Annotated in this window: 17 protein-coding genes and 2 pseudogenes; 10 read left to right on the plus strand and 9 right to left on the minus strand. The window is 67.5% G+C overall.

From position 1 onward, the window contains the following. The first annotated feature begins 120 nt into the window (after positions 1-120). From QF040_RS04820 to QF040_RS04835, 4 genes and pseudogenes are all read left to right on the plus strand, one after another. Positions 121-1011 (plus strand): alpha/beta hydrolase, encoded by an 891-nt coding sequence (locus tag QF040_RS04820; RefSeq protein ID WP_429610064.1) that lies wholly within the window; start codon positions 121-123, stop codon positions 1009-1011. A gap of 149 nt (positions 1012-1160) precedes the next feature. After that, on the plus strand, positions 1161-2417 hold the full coding sequence (locus QF040_RS04825) for an efflux RND transporter periplasmic adaptor subunit (protein WP_429610065.1): 1257 nt from the start codon (positions 1161-1163) through the stop codon (positions 2415-2417). A gap of 40 nt (positions 2418-2457) precedes the next feature. Next, a pseudogene (locus tag QF040_RS04830) lies at positions 2458-5753 on the plus strand (efflux RND transporter permease subunit). Between the two features lie 30 nt (positions 5754-5783). Beyond that, positions 5784-7256 (plus strand): efflux transporter outer membrane subunit, encoded by a 1473-nt coding sequence (locus tag QF040_RS04835; protein ID WP_429610066.1) that lies wholly within the window; start codon positions 5784-5786, stop codon positions 7254-7256. On the opposite strand, the gene QF040_RS04840 is transcribed toward QF040_RS04835, so the two are convergent. After that, positions 7231-7467, minus strand: a complete 237-nt coding sequence (locus QF040_RS04840) for a hypothetical protein (RefSeq protein WP_429610067.1) — start codon at positions 7465-7467, stop codon at positions 7231-7233. The two genes, QF040_RS04835 and QF040_RS04840, sit on opposite strands and share 26 nt — an antisense overlap. A 155-nt stretch (positions 7468-7622) precedes the next feature. On the opposite strand from QF040_RS04840, the gene QF040_RS04845 reads away from it, so the two are divergent. Genes QF040_RS04845 through QF040_RS04860 form a run of 4 tightly spaced genes read left to right on the plus strand, consistent with a single transcriptional unit; the run spans position 7623 to position 11486 of the window. Continuing rightward, on the plus strand, positions 7623-9089 hold the full coding sequence (locus QF040_RS04845; RefSeq protein ID WP_429610069.1) for a cobyric acid synthase: 1467 nt from the start codon (positions 7623-7625) through the stop codon (positions 9087-9089). After that, positions 9086-10126, plus strand: coding sequence for a nicotinate-nucleotide--dimethylbenzimidazole phosphoribosyltransferase (gene cobT, locus QF040_RS04850; protein ID WP_429610070.1), 1041 nt, complete (start codon positions 9086-9088; stop codon positions 10124-10126). The genes QF040_RS04845 and cobT overlap by 4 nt, the downstream gene beginning before the upstream one ends. 5 nt (positions 10127-10131) lie before the next feature. Beyond that, a complete protein-coding gene (locus QF040_RS04855) occupies positions 10132-10926 on the plus strand; it encodes an adenosylcobinamide-GDP ribazoletransferase (RefSeq protein ID WP_429610071.1) in 795 nt (264 codons plus the stop codon). After that, positions 10923-11486 (plus strand): histidine phosphatase family protein, encoded by a 564-nt coding sequence (locus QF040_RS04860; RefSeq protein WP_429610072.1) that lies wholly within the window; start codon positions 10923-10925, stop codon positions 11484-11486. The genes QF040_RS04855 and QF040_RS04860 overlap by 4 nt, the downstream gene beginning before the upstream one ends. Positions 11487-11549: 63 nt before the next feature. Here QF040_RS04860 and QF040_RS04865 read toward each other — a convergent pair whose 3' ends face one another. Beyond that, positions 11550-12398, minus strand: coding sequence for an Ivy family c-type lysozyme inhibitor (locus QF040_RS04865; protein ID WP_429610073.1), 849 nt, complete (start codon positions 12396-12398; stop codon positions 11550-11552). 10 nt (positions 12399-12408) lie between these two features. Next, positions 12409-13056, minus strand: a complete 648-nt coding sequence (nth, locus tag QF040_RS04870; protein WP_429610074.1) for an endonuclease III — start codon at positions 13054-13056, stop codon at positions 12409-12411. Positions 13057-13196: 140 nt separating this feature from the next. On the opposite strand from nth, the gene QF040_RS04875 reads away from it, so the two are divergent. Further along, positions 13197-14384 carry a PLP-dependent aminotransferase family protein gene (locus QF040_RS04875; protein ID WP_429610075.1) on the plus strand — a complete coding sequence of 396 codons (1188 nt, stop codon included), beginning with the start codon at positions 13197-13199 and terminating at the stop codon, positions 14382-14384. A 53-nt stretch (positions 14385-14437) separates the two neighbouring features. Here the strand turns inward: QF040_RS04875 and QF040_RS04880 are convergent, their stop codons facing one another. From QF040_RS04880 to QF040_RS04890, 3 genes are all read right to left on the minus strand, one after another. Continuing rightward, entirely contained in the window at positions 14438-16840 is a 2403-nt protein-coding gene (locus QF040_RS04880; protein ID WP_429610076.1) for a TonB-dependent siderophore receptor, read from the minus strand. 129 nt (positions 16841-16969) lie between these two features. Then, entirely contained in the window at positions 16970-18286 is a 1317-nt protein-coding gene (locus QF040_RS04885; protein WP_429610077.1) for a sigma-70 family RNA polymerase sigma factor, read from the minus strand. 93 nt (positions 18287-18379) lie between these two features. After that, positions 18380-18607 (minus strand): hypothetical protein, encoded by a 228-nt coding sequence (locus tag QF040_RS04890; RefSeq protein ID WP_013541760.1) that lies wholly within the window; start codon positions 18605-18607, stop codon positions 18380-18382. Between the two features lie 74 nt (positions 18608-18681). Between QF040_RS04890 and QF040_RS04895 the strand changes: the two genes are divergently transcribed. Beyond that, a complete protein-coding gene (locus tag QF040_RS04895; protein WP_257859564.1) occupies positions 18682-19005 on the plus strand; it encodes a DUF6172 family protein in 324 nt (107 codons plus the stop codon). Positions 19006-19009: 4 nt separating this feature from the next. Here the strand turns inward: QF040_RS04895 and QF040_RS04900 are convergent, their stop codons facing one another. From QF040_RS04900 to mfd, 3 genes and pseudogenes are all read right to left on the minus strand, one after another. Continuing rightward, entirely contained in the window at positions 19010-20077 is a 1068-nt protein-coding gene (locus QF040_RS04900) for an Ldh family oxidoreductase (protein WP_429610078.1), read from the minus strand. Further along, positions 20074-20787: a phosphoserine phosphatase SerB gene (gene serB / locus QF040_RS04905; protein WP_429614613.1), complete on the minus strand. Its 714-nt coding sequence runs from the start codon at positions 20785-20787 to the stop codon at positions 20074-20076. The genes QF040_RS04900 and serB overlap by 4 nt, the downstream gene beginning before the upstream one ends. Positions 20788-20793: 6 nt before the next feature. Continuing rightward, a pseudogene (gene mfd, locus QF040_RS04910) lies at positions 20794-24267 on the minus strand (transcription-repair coupling factor); the annotation flags it as partial. Between the last annotated feature and the right edge of the window lie 79 nt (positions 24268-24346).

Raw genomic sequence — 24346 nt, forward strand, 5'->3', positions numbered from 1 at the left:
CAACCCCCTGTGGCATACGGATTGTTAGCCGTTTGGAAACAGAGTGGGGTCAGGTTGCCTGTTTCATGTCACACACGGCGCCTTATATTTCAACCATCGCCCATCACCCTGAGGTCGTCCATGTCACCCGTTCCATCGTCCCGTTCTGCCGAAGCTGCCGCTGCTGCTGCCGCGGTGCAAGGCGTGGAAGCCGATCTGCTGATCGAACTGCCCGGTCGCGAGCCGGTGGCCGCCCGTGTCTACGGACAGCGCGCCAAGAGCGACACGGCACCCCTGGTGCTGCATTTCCATGGCGGCACCTTCGTGTGCGGCGGCCTGGACAACGGGCGCAATGTGGGCCGGCTGCTGGCCGGCGCGGGCGCGGTGGTGGTTTCGCTGGCTTATCCGCTGGTGCCGTTCCCCGAGCCCATCGAAGTCGGCTATGCCGCCCTTGAATGGCTCTACAAGCAACGCAACAAGCTGGGCGGCAAGGGCGCGCTGGTTTATCTGGCCGGCGAAGAAGCCGGTGGCAACCTGGCCGCGGCCGTTGCGCTGATCGCCCGCGACCGGGCGCATCCGCCGGTGGCAGGCCAGATCCTTCTGTCGCCGATGCTCGATCCGTGCGCAGGCACCGCCTCGCTGCGCAAGGCGACCAACGATGCGCCCGAATGCCGCTGGGCGAGCGGTTGGGAAAAGTACTTGAGCTGCCCTTCGAACGCGACGCACCCCTATGCGGTGCCGAGCGGGTCGCTGCGCCTGTCTGCCCTGGCACCTGCGCTGGTGCTGGTGGGGCAGGACGACGCGATGCGCGACGAAGCCATGACCTTCGCAGGCCGTTTGCGCGCGGCCGGCATCGAGGTCACCAGCAGCGTGCTGCCCGGCGCTGCGAACTGGCCCAGAGCGCTGTACGACCCTGAAAACGAGGGTTGTCGGGACTGTGCCGCCAACGTGCAGCAGCACTTTCGCGAGTTCTTCAGCGCGACGACGCCACCTCCGGCGCCGCCGCCCCCGGCAGCGCCCGAGCCCAGCTAGACCCGCAAGAGTCAGCACCGCCCACTGACAGCCGCCGCCTCCTTCGAGGCGGGCGTACGGCCCCTTTTTTCCCTGAAATCCGCCTCCTGGTGCCAAAAGCACCGGGGTGGCCTGTTGCATCCCAAAAAGTCATCGAGAAGGACGAAACCATGTCGAACAACGAACAACACAAGCTGTCTTCCGCCGCCCGCAAGAGCCTCTGGCCCGCCGTGACCGGCCTCACCGCACTGCTGGCGGTCGCCGCCGCGGTCGTGGGCATGTACAGCTTCAAGGCCGAGGCCACGGCACCGGTCGCGGCGCAGCAGGGTACGCCGGTGTCGGTCGCGACCGTCGCGTCGAGCGAGATCAACGCCTGGGACGAGTTCTCGGGCCGCCTCGAAGCGGTCGAGCGCGTCGACGTGCGATCCCGCGTGGCAGGCGCCGTGCAGGCGGTGCACTTCCGTGAAGGCGCGCTGGTCAAGCAGGGCGACCTGCTGATCACCATCGACCCCGCACCGTATGCCGCCGAAGTGGAGCGTGCCGAAGCGCAGGTCGCCTCGGCGCAAGCCCGCCAGGCGTTCAGCCGCAGCGAGCAGGAACGCGCCAAGCGTCTGTGGGACGAGCAGGCCATCGCGCAGCGTGAGCTCGACGAGCGCGTGAACGCCGGCCGCGAGGCCGAAGCCAACCTGCGCGCCGCGCAAGCCTCGCTGCAGACCGCACGCCTGAGCCTGGGCTACACCCAGGTGCGCGCACCGGTCTCCGGCCGCATCGGCAAGCTCGAAGTGACGGTGGGCAACCTCGTCGCCGCGGGCCCCGGCGCGCCGGTGCTGACCACGCTGGTGTCGGTGAGCCCGATCTATGCGAGCTTCGATGCCGACGAGCAGGTCGTCACCCGCGCCCTGAAGGACCTGCCGGCCAACGCCGGCGCCCGCGGCCAGATCGACACGATCCCCGTGCAGATGGGCACAGCCGGCCTCGAAGGCACGCCGTTCACCGGCAAGCTGCAACTGATCGACAACCAGGTCGACGCCCGCAGCGGCACCGTGCGCGTGCGCGCTTCGTTCGACAACAAGGACGGCGCGCTCATCCCCGGCCAGTTCGCCCGCATCCGCATGGGCCAGGCGCGCAACGACACGGCGCTGCTGGTGAGCGAACGCGCCATCGGCACCGACCAGAACAAGAAGTTCGTGATGGTCGTGGGTGAAGACAACAAGGCGGTCTACCGCGAAGTGGCGCTCGGCGCTTCCATCAACGGCCTGCGCGTCGTGAGCAAGGGCCTGAAGGCCGGCGATCGCGTCGTGGTCAATGGCCTGCAGCACATCCGCCCGGGTGCGCTGGTGGTGCCGCAGAACGTGACGATGGACGCCAAGGCGGATGCCGCCAAGCAACAACAACCGGAACGCGTGGCGGAAGCCGCGAAGTCCTGAAACCGGAGGGGAGCGCACCAGTGCTCACCGGAGAACCAACATGAATCTCTCTAAATTCTTCATCGACCGGCCGATCTTTGCCGGCGTGCTGTCGCTATTGATGCTGATAGCCGGCCTGATCGCGCTGCGCGGGCTGCCGATCTCGGAGTACCCGGAAGTCGCGCCGCCTTCGGTGGTGGTGCGCGCCCAGTACCCGGGCGCCAACCCCAAGGTGATCGCCGAAACCGTTGCAACCCCGCTCGAAGAGCAGATCAACGGCGTCGAAGGCATGCTCTACATGGGCAGCCAGGCGACGACCGACGGCGTGATGACGCTCACCGTCACCTTCCGCCTCGGCACCGATCCCGACAAGGCACAGCAGCTCGTGCAGAACCGCGTCTCGCAAGCCGAGCCGCGCCTGCCCGAGGAAGTGCGCCGTCTCGGTATCACGACCGTCAAGAGCGCGCCCGACCTGACGATGGTGGTTCACCTCGTCTCGCCGAACAACCGCTACGACATCAATTACCTGCGCAACTACGCGGTGCTGAACGTGAAGGACCCGCTCGCGCGCATCGAAGGCGTGGGCCAGGTGCAGATCTTCGGCGGCGGCGATTACTCGATGCGTGTCTGGCTCGATCCGCAGAAGGTTGCGCAGCGCGGCCTCTCGGCAAGCGACGTGGTGGCTGCGATCCGCGGCCAGAACGTGCAGGCCGCGGCCGGCGTGGTCGGCGCATCGCCGGGCCTCTCGGGCGTGGACATGCAGCTCTCCATCAATGCGCAAGGGCGCCTGCAGAGCGAAGAAGAATTCGGCGACATCATCGTCAAGAGCGGCACCGACGGCGCCGTGACGCGCCTGCGCGACATCGGCCGCCTCGAAATGGGCGCCGCCGACTACTCGCTGCGTTCGCTCCTGAACAACGACCCGGCCGTCGGCATGGGTGTGTTCCAGGCACCGGGCTCCAACGCACTCGACATCTCGGCCAACGTTCGCAAGACGATGGAGGAGCTCAACAAGAACATGCCGGAAGGCCTGGAATACCGCATCGCCTACGACCCGACGCAGTTCGTGCGCGCATCGATCGAATCGGTGATCCACACCCTGCTCGAAGCCATCGCGCTGGTGGTGCTGGTCGTGATCCTGTTCCTGCAGACGTGGCGCGCATCGATCATTCCGCTCCTGGCTGTGCCGGTGTCGGTGATCGGTACCTTCGCGGTGCTGCACGTCCTCGGTTTCTCGATCAATGCGCTGAGCCTCTTCGGACTGGTGCTGGCGATCGGCATCGTGGTGGACGACGCCATCGTGGTGGTGGAGAACGTCGAGCGGAACATCGAGGCGGGGCTCACGCCGCGTGAAGCGACGTACCGCGCGATGCGCGAAGTGTCCGGGCCCATCATCGCGATCGCGCTGGTGCTGGTGGCCGTGTTCGTGCCACTGGCTTTCATCAGTGGCTTGACGGGCCAGTTCTATCGCCAGTTCGCGGTGACCATCGCGATCTCGACGGTGATCTCGGCCATCAACTCGCTGACGTTGTCTCCGGCGCTTGCGGCCCTCTTGCTGCGCGGCCATGACCAACCCAAGGACGCGTTGACGCGCGGCATGGACAAGGCCTTCGGCTGGCTCTTCCGCGGCTTCAACAAGCTGTTCCATCGCGGTTCGGAGGCCTACAGCGGCGGCGTGAAGAACGTCATTTCTCGCAAGGCGTTGATGCTGGCGATCTACGTCGCGCTGATCGCGGTGACCTTCGGGCTCTTCAAGGCGGTGCCCGGCGGCTTCGTGCCGGCGCAGGACAAGCAATACCTCATCGGTTTTGCGCAACTGCCCGATGGCGCCACGCTCGACCGCACCGACGAAGTGATCAAGCGCATGGGCGAGATCATGAAGAAGAACCCGAGGAAGAGAACGTGGAAGACGCCATTGCCTTCCCGGGCCTGTCGATCAACGGCTTCACCAACAGCTCGAACTCGGGCATCGTGTTCGCCACGTTGAAGCCCTTCGACCAGCGCAAGCGCCCCGACCAGAGCGGCGGTGCGGTGGCGGGCCAGCTCAACGGCGCCTTCTCCAGCATCCAGGACGCCTTCATCGTGATGTTCCCGCCGCCGCCGGTGGCGGGCCTGGGCACGACGGGCGGCTTCAAGCTGCAGATCGAAGACCGCGCCTCGGTCGGCTACGACCAGATGGACGCCGCGGTGAAGGCCTTCATGGCCAAGGCGCAGGCCGCGCCCGAGCTCACGGGCATGTTCACGAGCTGGCAGGTCAACGTGCCGCAGCTCTACGCGGACATCGACCGCACCAAGGCCCGCCAGCTCGGCGTGCCGGTGACGGACATCTTCGACACGATGCAGATCTACCTGGGTAGCCTGTACGCCAACGACTTCAACAAGTTCGGCCGCACGTACTCCGTGCGCGTCCAGGCCGATGCGCCGTACCGCGCCCGTGCCGAAGACGTGGGCCTCTTGAAGGTGCGCTCGACCTCGGGCGAGATGGTGCCGCTCGCGGCGCTGATGAAGGTCGATTCGACCTTCGGTCCGGAACGCGCCATGCGCTACAACGGCTACCTGGCCGCTGACATCAATGGCGGTCCGGCTCCGGGCTATTCGTCGGGCCAGGCGCAGGACGTGATCACCAAGATCGCGGCCGAGACGCTGCCCAAGGGCGTGAGCTTCGAGTGGACCGAGCTGACCTACCAGGAAATCCTGGCCGGCAACTCCGCATTCCTGGTGTTCCCGCTGGCCATCCTGCTGGTGTTCCTGGTGCTGGCTGCCCAGTACGAGAGCCTGACGCTGCCAATCGCGATCATCCTGATCGTGCCGATGGGCATCATGGCTGCGATGGCGGGCGTGTGGATATCGGGGGGTGACAACAACGTCTTCACGCAGATCGGGCTGATCGTGCTGGTGGGGCTGAGTGCGAAGAACGCGATTTTGATCGTGGAGTTCGCACGGGAGCTGGAGTTCGCCGGACGCACGCCCATCCAGGCCGCGATCGAAGCGAGCCGCCTGCGCCTGCGCCCGATTCTCATGACCTCGCTGGCCTTCGTGATGGGTGTGCTGCCCCTGGTGCTCTCGACCGGCGCTGGCTCCGAAATGCGCAAGGCCATGGGCGTGGCGGTGTTCGCCGGAATGATCGGCGTGACGGCCTTCGGCCTGTTCCTGACGCCAGTGTTCTATGTGCTGCTGCGCCGCCTGGCGGGCAACCGGCCGCTCAAGCTGCATGGCGAAGTGCCGCATGGCGAGGAGTTCGTCTCGGCGGGCCATCCGGCCGCTCCGGCACCTTCGTCTTCGCACGGTGGTTCGGGCGGTGGCGGGCTGCACCCGGTGCCGGCTTCACCGCGTCCCTCGCACGAGTCGCATGACTGATCGCACAACCGATCAAGAAGAAAGTTCATCATGAAATTCGCATTCCAACCTTGGGTCCGCGGCGCCTTGCTGCCGCTGGTGGCGGCTCTGGCACTGGCCGGTTGCGCCACCGTGCCCTCCGGCGTGCCGGAGATCCAGACCACGGCGCAGTTCAAGGAGCAGGGCGCCACGCCGCCCGCCGGCTTCACGAAGGCGCTGCCTTCCGAAGCGCAGGCCCGCGGCGCCTGGTGGCTGGCGTTCAACGACCCGGTGCTCAATGCGCTGGTCGAGAAGGCCGACGTCAACAACAACAACATCCAGGCCGCAGCAGCGCGGCTGGCCGAGGCCCGCGCGCTGGCGCGCAGCGCCAATGCCGACCGGCTGCCGCAGATCGGACTGGGCGCCGGCGCCAACCGCGGCGCGGGCCTGGACAAGGCTTCCGCCAGCGTCAGGCCGGGCACGATGACCAACATCGGCGCCACGTTCTCGTACGAAGTCGACCTGTTCGGCCGCCTCTCTGGCGCCAGCAACGCGGCCAAGCTCGATGCGGTCGGCCGCGAAGGCCTGCTGCAGAGCACGCGGCTCGCGGTGCAGGCCGAAGTGGCGCAGACCTACCTGCAGCTGCGCGCGCTCGACGCCGAACGCGCACTGATGCGCGAAACGGTCGAGGCCTACAGCGACACGCTGCGCCTGACGCAGCGCCGCCAGGCCGCTGGCGACATCGCCGAGCTGGACGTGGCGCGCGTGCAGACCGAGGTGTCGTCCACCGAATCGGATGCGCTGGCGCTCGACCGCCAACGCGCCCAGGTCGAGCATGCGCTCGCGGTGCTGGTGGGCGATTCGGCCTCCAGCTTCGGCGTGCGCACCGACGAGTGGGCGACGGCGCTGCCGGCGATTCCCCCCGGCGTGCCCGGCACGGTGCTCACGCGCCGGCCCGACGTGTCGGCCGCGCAGAACGCGGTGCTCGCGGCGCAGGCCCGCGTCGGCGTGGCGCAGACCGCGTGGTTCCCGGACATCTCGCTGACCGGCGCTGCTGGCTACGCCTCGCCCGAGATCGGCGACCTCTTCAAGTGGTCGGCCCGTTCATGGGGCGTGGGCGCGTTGCTGTCGCTGCCGATCTTCGACGGCGGCCGCCGCGAGGCCGGCGTGCAGGGCGCAAATGCCCAGCTCGACGGCGCGCTCGCCAGCTACCGCACGCAGGTGCTGGTGGCGTTCCAGGAGGTCGAAGACCAATTGGCGGCGATCCGCATCCTGCAGGAGCAGTCGGTCGTGCAGGCCAAGGCGGTGTCGTCGGCCCAGCGGGCGACGAGCCTGTCGGACACGCGCTACCGCAACGGCTACATCAGCCAGCTCGATCTGCTCGATGCGCGCCGGAGCGAACTGCGCAACCGGCGCCAGGCGCTGCAGGTGAAGTCGGCGCAGTACCAGGCGGCTGTGGGCCTGATCCGCGCGATCGGCGGTACATGGGAAGTGCCGGCCGCGACGGCATCCGCCGCCGCTACGCAGAAGGTGGCGACGCGCTGATCTTCTGGAGCTCCGCGACGCCCAGGGCCAGGGCGTTGGAGTGGCTGGCCTGCGGCTTGGCGGCCGAGCGGAACACCCGGTAGTCGAGGGTGTCGCGGCTGTCGTGAAGGTCTGAATGGCCACTGTTGTCGAGGGCTTCGAGAAGGGTCCAGTAGAACTGGCCCGGCTCGCGTTCTTCGACGGTGAGCGCCAGGTCGTTGAGGGCAGGCATGGGTCCGTGATCGCAAGGCATTGGTATGTCTTGTATACGGATACGCGCCGACCCCGGATTCAAAACGCAACCGCATCTGCGGCCGCCTGCGTGAAAGATGCCGCATTTCGGCCGCCCGGCTTGGGGGCCGCCGGCGCTCAACGACAATCCGGTCCATGAGTTCAACGGCGAAAAGCAGGCCGGCGCGGTGCGTCATGGTCCTGGGCACCACCAGCGGAGCCGGCAAGAGCTGGCTGGCCACGGCGCTGTGCCGCTGGTATGCGCGGCAGGGGCTGAAAGTGGCGCCCTTCAAGGCGCAGAACATGAGCAACAACGCCCGCGTGGTCGACGGCGGCGAGATCGGCAGCGCCCAGTACTTCCAGGCCCTGGCCGCGAACGCCGTGCCCGATGTGCGGATGAATCCGCTGCTGCTCAAGCCCGAGCGCGACACCCACAGCCAGGTCGTCCTGATGGGGCAGGTGAGCGAGGCGCTGTCGGCCTTACCCTGGCGCGGGCGCAGCGAACGCGTGTGGCCGCAGATCGCACAGGCGCTCGACGAGCTGCGCGCCGAAAACGACGTGCTTGTGATCGAGGGCGCGGGCTCGCCGGCCGAGATCAACCTGATGGCCAGCGACATCGTCAACCTGCGCGTGGCCCGCTACGCCGAGGCCCGCTGCCTGCTGGCAACCGACATCGACCGGGGTGGCGCCTTCGCCCATCTCTACGGCACCTGGGCGCTGTTGCCCGAGGCCGACCGCGCGCTGCTGCACGGCTTCGTGCTCAACAAGTTTCGCGGCGACGCCTCGCTGCTGTCGCCCGCGCCCGAGAAGCTGCAGGCGCTGACCGGCGTGCCCACGGTCGCGACGCTGCCGATGTGGTGGCAGCACGGCCTGCCCGAGGAAGACGGCGTGTTCGACGACCGCAGCCGTGCAAGCGGCAAGGTGACGACGACGGTGGCGGTCATCGCGTACCCGCGCATCAGCAACCTCGACGAGTTCCAGTCGCTCAAGAACGTGCCCGGCGTGCGCCTCGTGTGGGCGCGCACGCCCGCCGACGTGGCCGGCGCCGACTGGATCGTGCTGCCCGGCTCCAAGCACACGAGCGGCGACCTGGCTTGGCTGCGCGCGCAGGGGCTGGACAGCGCCGTGGCTGTGCATGCGTCGCGGGGCGGCGTGGTGCTGGGCATCTGCGGCGGGCTGCAGATGCTGGGCGAGGCGCTGGTCGATCCGCACGGCATCGATGGCAACGCACCCGGGCTCGGCCTGCTTCCGCTGGTAACCGTGTTTGAACGCGAGAAGACTGTGCGCCATCGCAACGCCACCTTCGGCACGCTGACCGGCGACTGGGCCGCGCTGTCGGATGTGCCGATGGCCGGCTACGAAATCCACCACGGCCAGACCGCCGCGCACCCGCAGATGGCCGAGGACGGTCACGCGGTGATGCCCGAGGGCCTCGCCTGGCAGAACGCGCGCGGCAATGTGCTCGGGCTGTACCTTCACGGCCTGTTCGAGGATGCCGCGGTGCTGCATGCGCTGTTCGGTGCGGCGGCCCCGACGCTGGACAGCACCTTCGACGGCCTGGCCGATTTCATCGACACCCATTTCGACGCCGGCGTGCTTGCCGGCCTGATTGAATCCGCATGAACGACACGATTCCCTCCATCTCCGATATCACCGATGCCGCGCTGGCAGCCAGGCTGCAGCACGCGATCGACAACAAGACCAAGCCGCTCGGCGCGCTGGGCCGGCTCGAGACGCTGGCCCTGCGGATCGGCACGATCCTGGGCAGCGAAGCACCGGTGCTCGAGGCGCCGCAGATGCTGGTCTGCGCGGGCGACCATGGGCTGGCGGCGCGCGGCGTCTCCGCATTTCCGAGCGATGTGACCTGGCAGATGGTCGAGAACTTCCTTGCCGGTGGCGCGGCGGTCAGCGTGCTCGCGCGGCAGCACGGGCTGGCGCTGACGGTGGTCGATTGCGGCGTGCGGCGGGACTTCCAGCCTCGTCCGGGGCTGGTGTCGCGACGGATTGCTGCCGGGACTGCGGATGCGTCGGCTGGCCCGGCGATGACTGCCGGGCAATGCGCGCAGGCCATCGCCAACGGCCGCGAGGTGGTGCGCGCGCTGCCGGGGAATGCCTTGTTGCTGGGCGAGATGGGCATCGGCAACAGCTCGTCGGCTGCGCTGCTGCTGGCTCGGCTTGCCGGGCTGGACATCGGCGCTTGCACCGGCTCGGGCACCGGCCTCGATGCGGCGGGGCTCGCCCGCAAGCGGGATGTGCTGCGCGAAGTGCTTGCGCTGCATTCGACGGCGACGGAGCCGCTCGATGCGCTGGCTGCGTTCGGCGGCTTCGAAGTCGCCACGCTTGTGGGCGCGGTGTTGCAGGCGGCAGAGGAGCGTCGCGTGATCGTGGTCGACGGCTTCATCGCCAGCGCCGCGGTGCTGGTCGCACAGGCGCTGCAGCCGCACGTGACGCAGCGCTGCGTGGCCGCGCACAGCTCTGCGGAGCCGGGCCATGCGTTGCTGCTGAAACATCTCGGACTTGAGCCCTTGCTCAACCTCGACCTGCGCCTGGGCGAAGGCTCGGGCGGCGCGCTGGCCTGGCCGCTGCTCGAATCGGCCTGCCGCATCCTGCGCGAGATGGCGAGCTTCGAGGCGGCGGGCGTGTCGCGCAAGGAAAACTGAGTTCGATGAACGGCATTCGCCACTTCCTGCTGGCACTGCAGTTCTTCACGCGCGTGCCGGTGACGGGATCGCTTGCGACGTGGGTCGGGTTCAGTCCGCAGATGCTGCGGGCGAGTGCGGCGCATCTGCCGGGCATTGGTTGGTTGGTGGGCGGGGTGGCCGCACTGGTCTTCGTGGCCGTGGGCGTCGGCTTGCAGAGCGTGGCCGGCGCATTCGCCGCAGCCGTGCTGAGCACCGTCGCCACCGTGATGCTGACCGGTGCCTTCCATGAAGACGGCCTGGCCGACGTGGCCGATGGTCTCGGCGGCTCGGCCAACCGCGATCGCGCGCTGGAGATCATGAAGGACTCGCGCATCGGCGCCTTCGGTGCCGTGGCGCTGGTGCTTGCGCTGGGCCTCAAGTTCGCGCTGCTCGCGACGCTGGCCGGGCGTGGGCTGGAGACAGTGGCCTTGGCAATCGTCGGGGCGCATGTGCTGTCGCGCCTCGCGCCGCTGTTCTTGATCCGATGGCTGCCCTATGTGGGCGACAGCGGGGCGAGCAAGGCGAAGCCGCTGGCGGATGCGATCAGCGGCGGGGCGCTGATCGTCGCCGTGCTGTGGTCGATTCCCGCCGTGGCGCTGCTGTTGTGCGCGCATGACGTGGTGCATGTCGTCGCGGCGCTGCTGGCCGTCGTCGTGGCCGCGGGCTGGATGGCGCGTCTTTTCATGCGTCGCCTGCAGGGCTTCACCGGCGACGGGCTCGGGGCGACCCAGCAGGTCTGCGAGCTGGCGATCTATCTGGCGCTCGCCTGGCAGGCATGAAAAAGCTCTGGCTGCTGCGCCACGCGCCCGTGATCGCGGAGCCCGGGCTCTGCTACGGCACGACCGACCTCGAAGCGGAAGCCGAAGCCACGCTGGCCGCCGCACAACGCATCGCGCCTTTGCTGCCCGCCGGCATCGCGCTGCGCAGTTCGCCGCTGCGGCGTTGCTCCGCATTGGCCGGCGCCATCGCAGCGCTGCGTCCGGATCTGGTTGTGCAGCACGATGCCCGTCTGGCGGAGATGAGCTTCGGCGCATGGGAAGGGCAGCCATGGTCCGCCATCGCGCGCGAGGAGTTCGAGGCCTGGACCGGCAATTTCGCCGACGGCATCGCCGGCGCGAACGGCGAGAGCGTGCGTGCGTTCATGCGGCGCACGGCCGAGGCACACGATGAATGGCTGGCGGGCGAGGGCGATGCGCTCTGGGTCACTCACGCCGGCGTGCTGAGGGCGGTGACGCTGTTGCAGCGTGGCGTTCGCTGCCCGGAAGCCGCTGCCGACTGGCCGGTCGGCGAACTGGCATTCGGCGGCTGGTTGAACTTCGAGCATCCGCCGGCCGGCTGACTGCGACCCTCGCGCGAACTGCGGTTCGAGGTGGTGACGGACTCCGGGAAAGCGCCCGTCAGCTCAGTTCTTCTGCCGCCACTGCTCGCGCCAGAGCTTGTCCAGCTGCGGCGCCAGCGCCTGCGGCGGTGCGCCCACGAGGACGTTCTTTCCGTTGCGCTGCACCAGACCGTAGATGCGTCCCGAGCCCTGGTCGTAGAGCGCGATCGCGTTGTTGTCATGGCAGTCGTGCGGCTTGCAGAAGGCATGCAGCACATAGCGCGTGCCGGCCACGGTGACCCATTGCGGCTCGGGCGCCGGGCCCTCGCGGCGCACCAGCCAGCGGTCGTTTTCCTTGGTGCTCAATGCGGCGCGCCAGGCTTTCTGCATCGCGGGGCCCTGCGCGAGCGCGGCCGGGCTGCCTGTTGGCGGAGCGGGTTGCTTCGTCGCGGTGGGTTCCACGGCCGGCAGCGCGGCGCGCGCGGAGCCGTCGCATCGCCAGTAGCGCAGCTTCATCAGCTCAGGGCCCAGTTGGCCCGCCACCGGCTTGGCGGCATCCAGCGTGATGGACTGCCCCCGCGCCTCGCGGAAGACCAGGAAGGTCAGGGCGCCGGCCTTGTCGACATCGCTCATCAGGGCGACGTCGAAGCGGGCCGGCGGCTGGCTGTTGCCGAAGAAGCTGTGGGCCGTTTCGGGCGACTGGCCGACCACCCGGCGCTTGCCGCTTTCGACGATCAACTGGTCCTCGCGCACCTGCAGCGTCGGTGCGGACGCATCGGCGCACGAGGTCGACCAGCGGCCGCCGTAGGCCGCCATGGCGTCGGGTGGCAGGCCCTTGCTGCCCTGCTGCGACCACGCGGCGCCCGGCGCGGAGGCGGCTGCCGAGAGCAGGGCGGTGGCGAGCAGGGCGCCGTGGGTCTTCAGGATCGTCATGCGTGCGTTGTCATTTCGTTTTCGGAGCCGGTGTCTTGGGCTTGTAGTCGCAGTACGGCGCCACCGCGCATTCCCAGCAGCGCGGCTTGCGCGCCACGCAGATGTAGCGGCCGTGCAGGATGAGCCAGTGGTGCGCGTGCAGCCGGTATTCCGGTGGGACGCGCTTCTCGAGCTTGAGTTCCACCTCCAGCGGCGTCTTGCCCGGCGCGAGCCCGGTGCGGTTGCTCACGCGGAAGATGTGGGTGTCGACCGCCATGGTCGGCTCGCCGAAGGCCACGTTGAGCACCACGTTGGCGGTCTTGCGGCCGACGCCCGGCAGCGCTTCGAGCTCGGCGCGCGTGCGGGGCACCTCGCCGCCGTGCAGCTCGACCAGCATGCGGCAGGCCTCGATCAGGTGCTTCGCCTTGCTGCGGTACAGGCCGATGGTCTTGATGTAGCTCTCCAGCCCTTCGACGCCCAGGTCGAGGATCGCCTGCGGCGTGTTCGCCACCGGATACAGCTTGCGCGTGGCCTTGTTCACGCCCACGTCGGTGGCCTGCGCCGATAGCAGCACGGCGGCCAGCAGTTCGAAAGGGGTGTCGTATTCGAGTTCGGTCTCGGGCGTGGGGTTGGCCGCCTGCAGGGTGGCGAAGAAGAGGGGGATATTGTCTTTTTTCATGGGGCTCGGGGGCGCCGCGCGTCTGCCCGGGCGCGCAGGGCGGCGACAGGCGCAATATATCGTTGAAAGCCGATGGCCTTATGCAGCATTCATGCACCGGCTTTCGCGACAATGGCGACCAGAAAGTGAGACTGACCATCATGCAATTCGCCTCCCGCCTCGACAACGTCGAAACCTCCGCCATCCGCGAACTCTTCAAGCTGCTCGGCAAGCCCGGCATCATCAGTTTTGCAGGCGGGTTCCCCGACAGCGCGATGTTCGACGTCGAGGGCCTGAAGGAAGCGAGCCAGAAGGCGTTGACCGAAGAACCCGGCGGCGCATTGCAATACGGCGCCACCGAAGGCTACGAGCCGCTGCGCAGCCAGCTCGCATCCTTCATGAAGACCAAGGGCGTCGATGTGGACCCCAGCGGCCTGATCGTCACCACCGGCAGCCAGCAGGCGCTCGACCTGCTGGGCAAGACCATGATCTCGCCCGGCGACAAGGTGATCGTCGAGGGCCCGACCTTCCTGGCCACCATCCAGTGCTTCCGCCTTTACGGCGCGCAGCTCATCAGCGCACCGATCGACGCCAACGGCGTGAAGACCGACGAACTGGAAAAGCTCATCGCCGAGCACAAGCCCAAGTTCGTCTACCTGATCCCGACCTTCGGCAATCCCAGCGGCGCGATGCTGACGCTGGAGCGCCGCAAGAAGGTGCTCGAACTGGCCGTGAAGTACCAGACGCTGATCGTCGAGGACGACCCGTACGGCGACCTCTACTTCGGCGAAGCGCCGCCGCCTTCCATCCTCGCCTTGAGCAAGGACGTGCCCGGCAGCCGCGAGTTGCTCGCGCATTGCGGCAGCCTCAGCAAGGTGCTGAGCCCGGGCCTGCGCATCGGCTGGATGATCGCGCCGCCCGAACTGCTCGCCAAGGCGACGATGTGCAAGCAGTTCAGCGACGCGCACACGAGCACTTTCTCGCAGGCAACGGCCGCGCAATACCTCAAGAGCGGCCGCATGCCCGCCACGCTCGCGCATGTGCGCGAGGTCTACGGCCAGCGCGCGCAGGCCATGGGCGCGGCGCTGAAGCGCGAACTGGGCGATGCCGTGAGCTTCACGCAGCCCAACGGCGGATTGTTCTTCTGGGCTCGCCTTACGGGCGCCAACGGCAAGCTGGCCGATGCGAATGAGCTGGCCAAGCGCGCCATCGAGAAGCTCGTGGCCTTCGTACCCGGCGCGCCGTTCTTTGCGGAGAAGCCCGACGTGTCGACGCTGCGCCTGAGTTTTGCGACGGCCGATGTGGCGAAGATCGAAGAGGGTGTGAAGCGCCTCGGCCAGGCGCTCTGAAGCATTGCGGGGGCCGGTGGTGCGCGGGTTGCGCACTGCCGGCCGGACGCTGCCTAGAACTGGTACTTCGCGCTGGCGACCAGCGTGCGCTCGTTGCCGCTGTAGTAGTTGTTGTAGGCGCGTGAGGCGGTGTACTTGCGGTTGGCCAGGTTGGTTGCGCTCAGTGCGAAGCGCCAGGGGCCGGTCTTGTAGTGCACCGTGGCGTCCAACAGCGCAACGCCGCCTTCGTCCGAGGTGTTGGTCACGTCGTTCCAGCGTCTGCCGATGTAGCGCACACCGCCACCGAATCCGATGCCATTGCCCAGGGTGTAGTCGAGCCACAAGGAGGCGGATTGCTTGGGCACCTGGATCGGCATCTTTCCGATCTCGCTCGTGTTGGCGCTCTCCAGCACCTTCATGTTGAGCACGGTATAGGAGGCGGTGAAGTTCAGGTTGCGAGCGAGTTCGGCCTTGGCTTCCAGTTCGAGTCCGCGCGAGCGGATGCGGCCGATCTGACGGGGCTCGAAGGTGTCCTGGTCATAGGTGACCACGCTCGATTTGCGCAGGTCGAAGACAGCCGCGGCGAACGACGTGCGCGAACCCTCGGGCTGATACTTGATGCCGGCTTCCACCTGCTTGCCACGGGTCGGCTGCAACGGGTTGCCGTTGAGGTCGACGCCGCTGGTCGGCATGAAGGACGTGGCATAGCTGACATACGGCGCCCAACCGTTGCCGACCAGATAGCTCAGGCCCGCACGGCCGCTGAACTTGTTGTCGGTCTGGCCTTTGCGGGTGCTGTTGATGCGGTCGGTGGTCTCGGACTTCACGCGATCCTGCCGGCCGCTGAGCGTGAGCACCCAGCGGTCGTCGATCTTGATCTGGTCCTGGGCGTAGAGGCCGAGTTGCTGGGTGATCTGGGTGTAGTTGCTCGCGGGAACGAGGGGCTCTGGTATCGGCAGGGTGTTGACGGGATAGCGCAGGTCCAGGCCGGGTGCCGGTCCCGAGAACTCCTTGGACGTGTAGCGGATGCGGGTCGCGTCGAAGCCGAACAGCAGCGTGTGCTCGACGATCCCGGTACGGACACGGCCCTGCAGCTGTGCGTCCGAACTCCACTGGCCGTACCACTCGGGAAAGGAGCGCGCGCTGCGCGTGAGCGTGTGGTTGTCCGGCAGCAGGGCGTGACGCAGGATGTGCTTTTCAATGCGGGCGTCGGAGTAGCGCAGGTTGTGGCGCACTGTCCAGTTGTCGTTCACATGGTGTTCGAACAGGTAGCCCAGCGATTCCTGGCGGTTCCGGATGCGGCTGAAGTTGGGGTCGCCGCGAACGATGCCGGTGTTGTTGCCCGCCTTGTCCATGACATAGAAGACGTCGTCGCTGGCCTTGTTGTCCAGAAACTCGCCGAGCAGCGTGAACGAGGTGTCGGCCGAGGGCTGCCAGCGCAGCGAAGGAGCCAGGTAAGTGCGCTTGTTCGAGAACGGCGTGCCATCTCCGTAGTACACCTGCGAGTTGGTGTCCAGACCGAGACCGACCAGACGGTAGCTGAGGGTGTCGCCGGCGACTCCGCCCAGGTCGAAGGCCAGTTGCTTGCGCTGGAAGTTGCCGTACTTCACCTCGACTTCGTTCACGGGCGTGTTGCTCGGCATCTTGCTCACACGGTTGATGATGCCGCCGGCGTCACCTTGGCCGAAGGTCACCGAGGACGGTCCGCGCAGCACTTCGACGCGCTCGACGCCGTAGGGCTCGGTCACGGAATAGGCGGGCAGGACGAGGCCGTCGCGGTAGCCGGCAATGCCCGTTGTCGTGTCGAAGCCGCGCATCAGGATCCATTCGATGCCCCGGGGGTCGAAGCCCCAGTTGTTGACCGTGACACCGGGCGTGTAGCGCACGGCTTCCATGATGTCCTGCACGCCGCGTGCGTCCATTTCTTCCCGCCCGATGACCGAGATCGACTGCGGCACTTCGAGCAGCGGCGTGTCGGTCTTGGTGGCGGTCTGGCTGCGCCGCGCCACATAGCCGGGCACCGGACCGATGGCGGTTTCGCGCTCTGCGGAGGCGTTGACTGTCACGGCGGGCAGCGTGGTGTCGGAGGTCTGCGCGGCCCGTTCGATGACCAGCATGTTGCCTGTCATCCGAGCGGTCAATCCCGTGCCTTGCAGCAGTTGCGAGGTGGCCGCGCCGACGCTCAGGTCGGCTTGTATTGCGCGGCTGCGCAGGCCGCTCAGCAAGGCCGACGGCGCCAGCAACTGCAGGCTGGCCTGGCGGGCCAGTTGGTTCAGCGCCTGATCGAGGGGTTGGGCGGGGATGGAGAAGCCGATGACCGCGCCTGCGCCCGCCGCCGTCGGTGTGGCTTGCGAGGTCCGCGGGGCTGCCGTGTCTTGGGCCATCGCGCTCTGGCCCGCCTGGGCGATGCAGGCCAGGACGGCGACGGCGATCAGGTGGCGCGAGGCGCCGCGTGGAAGGGGGGTGCGAGAAGGCATGCGATGAGGTCGGTTCATTTCTGGGCCATGGGATACCGGGTCATCCGCTGGGCGGACTTTCCCGGGCTCTTCAGGCTGATACGACCGAGCAGTGGGAATCCCTCATGCAATTCGCAAAAATTCGCGATCTCAGGATGGCGAGCGGCGCGCGATGACGATGGCATGCGGGCTGCCCAGGTCTTCGCTCACCTGCACGGGCAGGCTGCCGGGCAGCAGGCGCAGCCAGGTGCCGGCCTGTGCGATGTGCACGCGGCCGAACACAGGCAGCGAAGCGGCATCGGGCTCGACGCGCAGGGGCCGCGGGCTGTAGCGGGCGAGGCGGGACACGACCTCGCCCAGCGGCACATGGTGAAAGTCGAGCCAGCCTTCGCGCCATGGCGCCACCGCAACGGCCTCGCCGGGGTGCGCCGTGGTGAACTGCTGTGATGCATCGATGCGCACGCTGTCGCCGGCGCCGAGGACGCGTTCTTCGCCGCTGCTGCTGCGAACCCGCACCTGACCCGATTCAACCGCCACGCGCAGGTTGCCGTCTTGCAGCGCAGCCTCGAAACGGGTGCCGAGCACGGTGATCTCGTGGCCCAGCGCGGTGACGACGAAAGGGCGCGTTTCATCGCGCGCCACGTCGAAGAAGACGCTGCCCGCAAGCAGTTGCACGGCGCGGCGCGTGGCGTAGTAAGCCACTTCGGTGCGGCTGGCCGCATCGAGGCTGAGGCGGGTGCCGTCCGGCAGGGTCTGGGTCCGGAGGCGGCCGACGGCTGTGGCCAGGGTGCTCTGGTAGCTCGGTATCCATTGGCGCCATGCCTGCCACAGCGCAGTGCTGCCGACGCCCATGCCGACGACGCCAAGCAGTGCCGACAGCGCCCGGCGGCGTCCGGTGCGCACTGGTGCCGTGTCGCCGCGCCAACGGTGCAGTGCCGCTTCCACGCTGTCGAGCGCACGCATCACTTCGCGCTCGACGGTCTTGATGGAGACGCCGTATCGCTCGGCCAGTTCTGCGTGGCCGGTGCCTTCGAGGCGATCCGCCAGAAAGATGTCGCGGCTTCGTTGCGGCAACTGCCGCAGCGCCGCATCGACCGCGTCGAGGGCTTGCCGATGCGACAAGCGTTCCGCTATGTCGTGCGTGCTGTGGTCGTGCGCAGCGCCCACCTCGGCGTCGGCGTCTTGCGGTGCCGAAGCGAAGCGCTCCATGCCGCGTTGCCGGTGGCGCAGGTGATCAATGGCGATGTTTTCGGCCACGGTGTAGACATAGGCGCGCGCGGCGGGCTCCGGCGAGGGCCTGTCGCCCGGCTCGCTCTCGGTCCGCTCGGCCAGGCGCAGCCAGGTGTCGTGCGCCAACTCGCGTGCGTCGTGCGTGCTGCCGGTGCGCCGAGCGATGAACCGCACCAGGTCCTGATAGCTGTCCTGAAAGGCTCGCAGCAGCGGGGTGGGGGAGAGTTGGGCGGACATGGGCAAATGAGAACGTACGTAATCGTTTCTCGATTATTGTCGAGAACGGTTCTCATTTGGCGAGGACTCCGGATCAGGTTGCGGGACGATGCCTCAGGGCGAGCGATGCAGGCGGGGCGCCGCAAGCAGGTCGAGGTTGTCCGAGATGGCCGCATCCACGTTCGGATAGCGGCCTTTCATTTTCGAGAGCGTCATGATGGTCTGCAGCGCCTTCAGGTCCTTGACCGAGGGCGCGACCTTGATCTGCGCGATGGCGGCCGGAGCGTTTCCGCCGTTCACCAATGCCATCACCTTGCTTGCCCAGTCGTTCGCGCGCGCCATGTCTTCACCTGCTTTCCATTGAACCGCCGACTGTACACAGCGCGGCAGTGCCCACCAGGGAGTTACGATCACCCATGAGAAAAACCTTTCAGCTTCAAGTCGAGGGCAAGCACCCCGATCGTCTCGTCGAAGCCATCAAGCACGAGATCAGCAAGTACATCAAGCGCGAACGGCGGCGCGACCTGCCCGAGGGCAGCGATTTCTGGGACTTCGATTGCAAGTTCGGGGCATCGGCGGAAACCGCTGAAGTCGCCCAGTTGCCAGCCATCAACAAGCTGATCGACGGCATCGTGAAAGATGCCGGCAAGCAGTTCTACGTCGAGATCCTCGCCAAGCCCGGCAAGCGCACGCCGCGCCCGGCCGGGGAGCGGACCGAAGAGCCGCCCGAGGAAGACTGACCCTCTAGAGAAGCGCCTGCGCGAGCTGCAGGCCGTGGCGCTGCTCCGCTTCCTGCAGCGAGCGCGCAATCGACGGGTGCAGCCGCACCCCGTTCTTCGATTGCGCTTCCCGGCGCTTCAACCCGCCTTCTCCCGGCAGCCGGACCGGCTTCGCAGGGTCGATGGGCGCGTTGTCCCGGCACTGAGCCGCCACGTGGTCCATCTGGTGCAGGAACGCTTCCTTGCCGCCGAACGCATTCAGGTCGTGCAGCGTGATGTGCACCGTCGCGCCCCAGCCCTCTTTCGGATCGGCCCGGCCGAAGCCCGCCAGCCCTGCCGTCAATGTCTCCACCAGCAGCGCCATGCCGTAGCCCTTGTGGCCATGGCTCAGCCCACCCACGGGCAGCAGCGTGCCGGGTGGCTCATCGAACAGCACCTGTGGGTCGTTCGTCGGCTTGCCGCTGGCGTCGATCAGCCATTTCTCCGCGAAGGTCTCGCCGGCCGCGCGCTTGCGGTTGCTCATGCCGTTGGTGGTGATCGAGGCCGAGATGTCGACCATCACGCCGCCGTGCGAAAGCGGAAAGCCCATCGCAAGCGGATTCGGCGTGAACACCGCCTGCGTGCCGCCGAAGGGCGCGACGCTGGCCGCATTCGGGTCCGAGCAGGCCAGCAGCATCAGCATGTCTTCCTGCAGCGCGCGCAGCATGTAGACGGCGAGGCAGGCGATGTGGTGGCTGCGGCGGATCACGAGCGAGGCAGTGCCGAGTTCGCGGGCGCGTGGCACCAGCAGGTCCATGCCCTGGTCCATGAGCCAAGGGCCGGGCAGGCGCTTGCCGTCCCACAGCACGGCGGCGGGGCGGTCCGACAGCACCTCGGGCGCACCGTCGCGCGTCATGCCGCCGGATTCGATTTCCTTCACATAGCCCGCCAGCAGCGCGAGGCCGTGGGTGTCGTGGCCCAGCAGGTCGCCTTCGACCAGGGTGCGGGCGACGCTGTCGGACATCGTTGCGGCGAGCCCGGCCTTCTGCAGCAGGGCGCTCGCGTAGTCGCGCAGCGCGTCGGCGCTGTAGAGCGGCACGTTGGCGTCGGTCACTTCAGGATCTCCAGCAGCCGTTCGAGCCCGCCTTCGTTGATGGCCACCATGGCCTGCTCCCGCACCTTCGGCTTCGCGTGATAGGCCACCGAGAGCCCGGCCTCGCCCATCATCGGCAGGTCGTTGGCGCCGTCGCCGACGGCGATGGTTTCCTGCGGCGAAATGCCCATGAGCGACGCGACTTCGAGCAACGTGCGGCGCTTTTCGGCGCCGTCGCAGATGTCGCCCCAGCTCTGCATCACGACCTGGCCGGTGAGCTTGCCGTCGGCTTCATCGAGCAGGTTCGAACGGGCGAAATCGATGCCCAGCCGGTCCTTCACGCGGTTCGCGAAGAAGGTGAAGCCGCCCGATACCAGCAGCACCTTGAGGCCGGCCTTCTTGCAGGCCGCCACCAGTTCGCTAGCGCCCGGGTTGAGCTTCAGCCGCTCGTCGTACACCTGCTGCAGCGCTTCGACCGGCATGCCCTGCAACAGCGCCACGCGGCGGCGCAGGCTCTCCTTGAAGTCCTTGATCTCGCCACGCATCGTGGCCTCGGTGATCGCGGCCACCTCGGCTTTCTTGCCGACCGCATCGGCGATCTCGTCGATGCATTCGATGTTGATCAGCGTCGAATCCATGTCGAACGCGATCAGCTTGAAGTCGGCCAGCGCCAGCGGCGGCTTCACGCGCTGGAGGACGAGGCCGGAGGAGATTTCTTCTGTAGCGCTCATGCGGGGGGCGGGTTCCTTGACGAGGGGTTGACCGAGGCTGCGCAGCACGTCGCGCACCATCTGCGCGCGGTCCTTCGGCTCCTTGAGTTCGCGTTCGATGCGAAGCTTCTCGTTGCCGGCGAGCTTGATGTGCTTGTTCTTCTGCACCAGCTGGATGATGGCCATGCCGTCGACCGGTGCGTCCTTTTTGAAGGTGATGTTGATGATGCCCGGCGCCGCATCGACCTTCACCACGCCGTACGGCCGCGCGAGCACGCGCAGGCGGTGCGTATCGATGAGTGTCTGCGCCTGCGGCGGCAGCTTGCCGAAGCGGTCGACGATTTCTTCGAGCAGCGTGTCGATCTGGTCGGGTGTCTTCGCGGTGGCGAGCTTCTTGTAGAACGACAGGCGCAGGTGCACGTCGCCGCAGTAGTCGTCGGGCAAGAGCGCAGGGGCGTGCAGGTTGATCTCGGTCGTGACGGACAGCGGCGACAGCAGGTCGGGCTCCTGCCCGGCCTTGAGCGCGCGCACCGCTTCGCTCAGCATCTCGTTGTAGAGCTGGAAGCCGATCTCCATCATGTTGCCGCTCTGGTTCTCGCCGAGCACTTCGCCCGTGCCGCGGATTTCCAGGTCGTGCATCGCGAGGTAGAAGCCCGAACCCAGTTCTTCCATCTGCTGGATGGCGTCGAGCCGCTGGGCCGCCTGCTTGGTGAGGCCTTCGGTGTCCGGAACCATCAGGTAGGCATAGGCCTGGTGGTGCGAGCGGCCGACGCGGCCGCGCAATTGGTGCAACTGCGCGAGGCCGAACTTGTCGGCGCGGCTCATCACGATGGTGTTGGCGGTGGGCACGTCGATGCCGGTCTCGATGATGGTCGAGCACAGCAAGAGGTTGTAGCGCTGCGCCACGAAGTCGCGCATCACGCGCTCCAGCTCGCGCTCGGGCATCTGGCCGTGGGCGACTGCGATGCGGGCCTCGGGCAATATTTCTTCGAGCTTCTGGCGGCGGTTCTCGATGGTCTCGACCTCGTTGTGCAGGAAGTAGACCTGCCCGCCGCGCTTCAATTCGCGCAGCACGGCTTCGCGGATCACGCCGGTGCCCTCGTTGCGAACGAAGGTCTTGATCGCCAGGCGCCGCTGCGGCGCGGTGGCGATCACGCTCAAATCGCGCAAGCCTTCGAGCGCCATGCCCAGCGTGCGCGGAATCGGCGTGGCGGTGAGCGTGAGCACATCGACCTCGGCGCGCATCGCCTTCATCGCCTCTTTATGGCGCACGCCGAAGCGATGCTCCTCGTCGATGATGAGCAGGCCCAGGTTCTTGAACTTGACCGACTGCGAAAGCAGCTTGTGCGTGCCGACCACGATGTCGATCTGGCCCTCGGCCAGCCCCTTCGCGGCGGCAGTGATTTCCTTGGCCGAGCGGAAGCGGCTCATCTCCGCCACCTTCACCGGCCACTTGGCAAAGCGGTCGACCAGCGTCTGGTAGTGCTGCTCGGCCAGCAGCGTGGTGGGCGCAAGAAACGCCACCTGCTTGCCGCCGGTGATCGCGATGAAGGCGGCGCGCAGCGCGACCTCGGTCTTGCCGAAGCCCACGTCGCCGCAGACCAGCCGGTCCATCGGCTGGGGCGAGATCATGTCCTGCACCACGGCGTGGATCGCGGCCTTCTGGTCGGCGGTTTCCTGGAAGCCGAAGTCGTTGGCGAACACCTCGTAGTCGGCGGCCGAGTAGCGGAAGGCATGGCCTTCGCGAGCGGCGCGGCGGGCGTAGATGTTGAGCAGTTCGGCCGCAGAGTCGCGCACCTGCTCGGCGGCCTTGCGTTTGGCCTTTTCCCATTGGCCGGAGCCCAGCCGGTGCAGCGGCGCCTCGTCGGCGCTCACGCCGGTGTAGCGGCTGATCTGGTGCAACTGCGACACGGGCACGTAGAGCGTGGCCTTGTCGGCGTACTCCAGGTGCAGCATTTCCTGCAACAGCGGCTTGCCTTCGGCGTCGACGCCCTGGCCCAGGTCCATGTGCATGAGGCCGCGGTAACGGCCGATGCCGTGCGCGGTGTGGACCACCGGGTCGCCGACGTTGAGCTCCGAAAGATCCTTGATCAGCGCCTCGACGTCGCTGACCTGTTCCTGCTTCTTGTTGCGGCGGCGCGTGGTGGGCGCGGTCGCGAAGAGTTCGGTCTCGGTGACGAGGTCGATGCCTTGCTCGCGCCATGCAAAGCCCGAGGCCAGCGCGGCGGTGACGATACCGATCTTTTCGTCGGTGGAGGCTTCGAACTCGGCCAGCGAGTCGAAGGCCGGCGGGCTTACGCCGCTCGCGCGCAGGAAGTCGAGCAGGCTTTCGCGCCGGCCGTCGCTTTCCGCAATCATCAGCACGCGGTGCGGCGTGGCGGCGATGTGGGCCTTCAGGCCGACCAGCGGGTCTTCGGCGCCGCGCACCACGGCAAAGGGCGGGAGCTTGTCGAACTCGGCGTAGGGCGTGTCGGTGGCGATGTCGCCGCGGATGGCCAATTGGGCGTGCGGCTTGGCGCGCTGATAGAACTGTTCGGCATTGAGGAACAGCGCCTCGGGCGGCAGCGCGGGACGCTCGGGGTCGCCGCGCACCAGTCGGTAGCGCTCGTTCGTGTCTTGCCAGAAATGCTGGAACGCGGGTTCGAGGTCGCCGTGCAGCACGACCGTGGCGTCGGGCCCGAGGTAGTCGAACACCGTGGCCGTCTCGTCGAAGAAGAGGGGCAGGTAGTACTCGATACCGGCGGTCGCCACGCCGTTGCCCATGTCCTTGTAGATACGGCTCTTCGTCGGGTCGCCTTCGAGCAGTTCGCGCCAGCGGCTGCGAAAGCGCGCGCGGGCGTCGTCGTCCATCGGGAACTCGCGGCCCGGCAGCAGGCGCACCTCGGGCACGGGGTAGAGGCTGCGCTGGGTGTCGGGGTCGAAGGTGCGGATGGAGTCGATCTCGTCGTCGAACAGGTCGACGCGGAACGGCACCAGCGAGCCCATGGGGAAGAGGTCGATCAGCCCGCCGCGCACCGCGTACTCGCCCGGGCTCACCACCTGCGTCACATGGCTGTAGCCGGCCAGCGTGAGCTGGGCCTTGAGCTTGGATTCCTCCAGCTTCTGCTTGGCCTTGAAGTGGAAGGTGTAGCCGGCCAGGAATGCGGGCGGCGCGAGGCGGTAGAGCGCGGTGGTGGCGGGCACCAGCACCACGTCGGCCTCTTTCTGGCTGATGCGCCAGAGGGTGGCGAGGCGCTCGCTGATCAGGTCCTGGTGGGGGGAGAAGCTGTCGTAGGGCAGCGTTTCCCAGTCGGGAAAGAGAGCGCAGCGCAGGTCGGGCGCGAAGAATGCGATCTCGTCGATGAGGCGCTGCGCATCGTTGGCGTCGGCCGTGAACATCGCGGTGGCGCGGCCGGCAGCCTTCTCGCGCATGCCCAGCTGCGCGAGCAGCAGGGCATCGGCCGACAGAGGGGGGCGCGGCAGCGTGAAACGCTTGCCCGCCGTGAGGTGGGGGAGGTCCATGGAACGCTTCGAAAAATGCAAGACACCCCGCGCCGGGCGGCGAGGGGTGTGCGGAGGGCAATTCTAGAATGGCGGCCCT

This window comes from Variovorax sp. W2I14 (assembly GCF_050435205.1).
Lineage (GTDB): Bacteria > Pseudomonadota > Gammaproteobacteria > Burkholderiales > Burkholderiaceae_C > Variovorax > Variovorax paradoxus_C.

What these genes read in the sequence shown, in the direction of transcription:
- QF040_RS04875 (WP_429610075.1), top strand. Translation starts at nt 13,197, where the DNA reads ATGCAATTCGCCTCCCGCCTCGACAACGTCGAAACCTCCGCCATCCGC.
- QF040_RS04820 (WP_429610064.1), top strand. Translation starts at nt 121, where the DNA reads ATGTCACCCGTTCCATCGTCCCGTTCTGCCGAAGCTGCCGCTGCTGCT.
- QF040_RS04895 (WP_257859564.1), top strand. Translation starts at nt 18,682, where the DNA reads ATGAGAAAAACCTTTCAGCTTCAAGTCGAGGGCAAGCACCCCGATCGT.
- QF040_RS04890 (WP_013541760.1), bottom strand. Translation starts at nt 18,607, where the DNA reads ATGGCGCGCGCGAACGACTGGGCAAGCAAGGTGATGGCATTGGTGAAC.
- QF040_RS04880 (WP_429610076.1), bottom strand. Translation starts at nt 16,840, where the DNA reads ATGCCTTCTCGCACCCCCCTTCCACGCGGCGCCTCGCGCCACCTGATC.
- QF040_RS04855 (WP_429610071.1), top strand. Translation starts at nt 10,132, where the DNA reads ATGAACGGCATTCGCCACTTCCTGCTGGCACTGCAGTTCTTCACGCGC.
- QF040_RS04885 (WP_429610077.1), bottom strand. Translation starts at nt 18,286, where the DNA reads ATGTCCGCCCAACTCTCCCCCACCCCGCTGCTGCGAGCCTTTCAGGAC.
- QF040_RS04845 (WP_429610069.1), top strand. Translation starts at nt 7,623, where the DNA reads ATGAGTTCAACGGCGAAAAGCAGGCCGGCGCGGTGCGTCATGGTCCTG.
- QF040_RS04825 (WP_429610065.1), top strand. Translation starts at nt 1,161, where the DNA reads ATGTCGAACAACGAACAACACAAGCTGTCTTCCGCCGCCCGCAAGAGC.
- serB (WP_429614613.1), bottom strand. Translation starts at nt 20,787, where the DNA reads ATGAGCGCTACAGAAGAAATCTCCTCCGGCCTCGTCCTCCAGCGCGTG.
- cobT (WP_429610070.1), top strand. Translation starts at nt 9,086, where the DNA reads ATGAACGACACGATTCCCTCCATCTCCGATATCACCGATGCCGCGCTG.
- QF040_RS04860 (WP_429610072.1), top strand. Translation starts at nt 10,923, where the DNA reads ATGAAAAAGCTCTGGCTGCTGCGCCACGCGCCCGTGATCGCGGAGCCC.
- QF040_RS04840 (WP_429610067.1), bottom strand. Translation starts at nt 7,467, where the DNA reads ATGCCTGCCCTCAACGACCTGGCGCTCACCGTCGAAGAACGCGAGCCG.
- QF040_RS04835 (WP_429610066.1), top strand. Translation starts at nt 5,784, where the DNA reads ATGAAATTCGCATTCCAACCTTGGGTCCGCGGCGCCTTGCTGCCGCTG.
- QF040_RS04865 (WP_429610073.1), bottom strand. Translation starts at nt 12,398, where the DNA reads ATGACGATCCTGAAGACCCACGGCGCCCTGCTCGCCACCGCCCTGCTC.
- nth (WP_429610074.1), bottom strand. Translation starts at nt 13,056, where the DNA reads ATGAAAAAAGACAATATCCCCCTCTTCTTCGCCACCCTGCAGGCGGCC.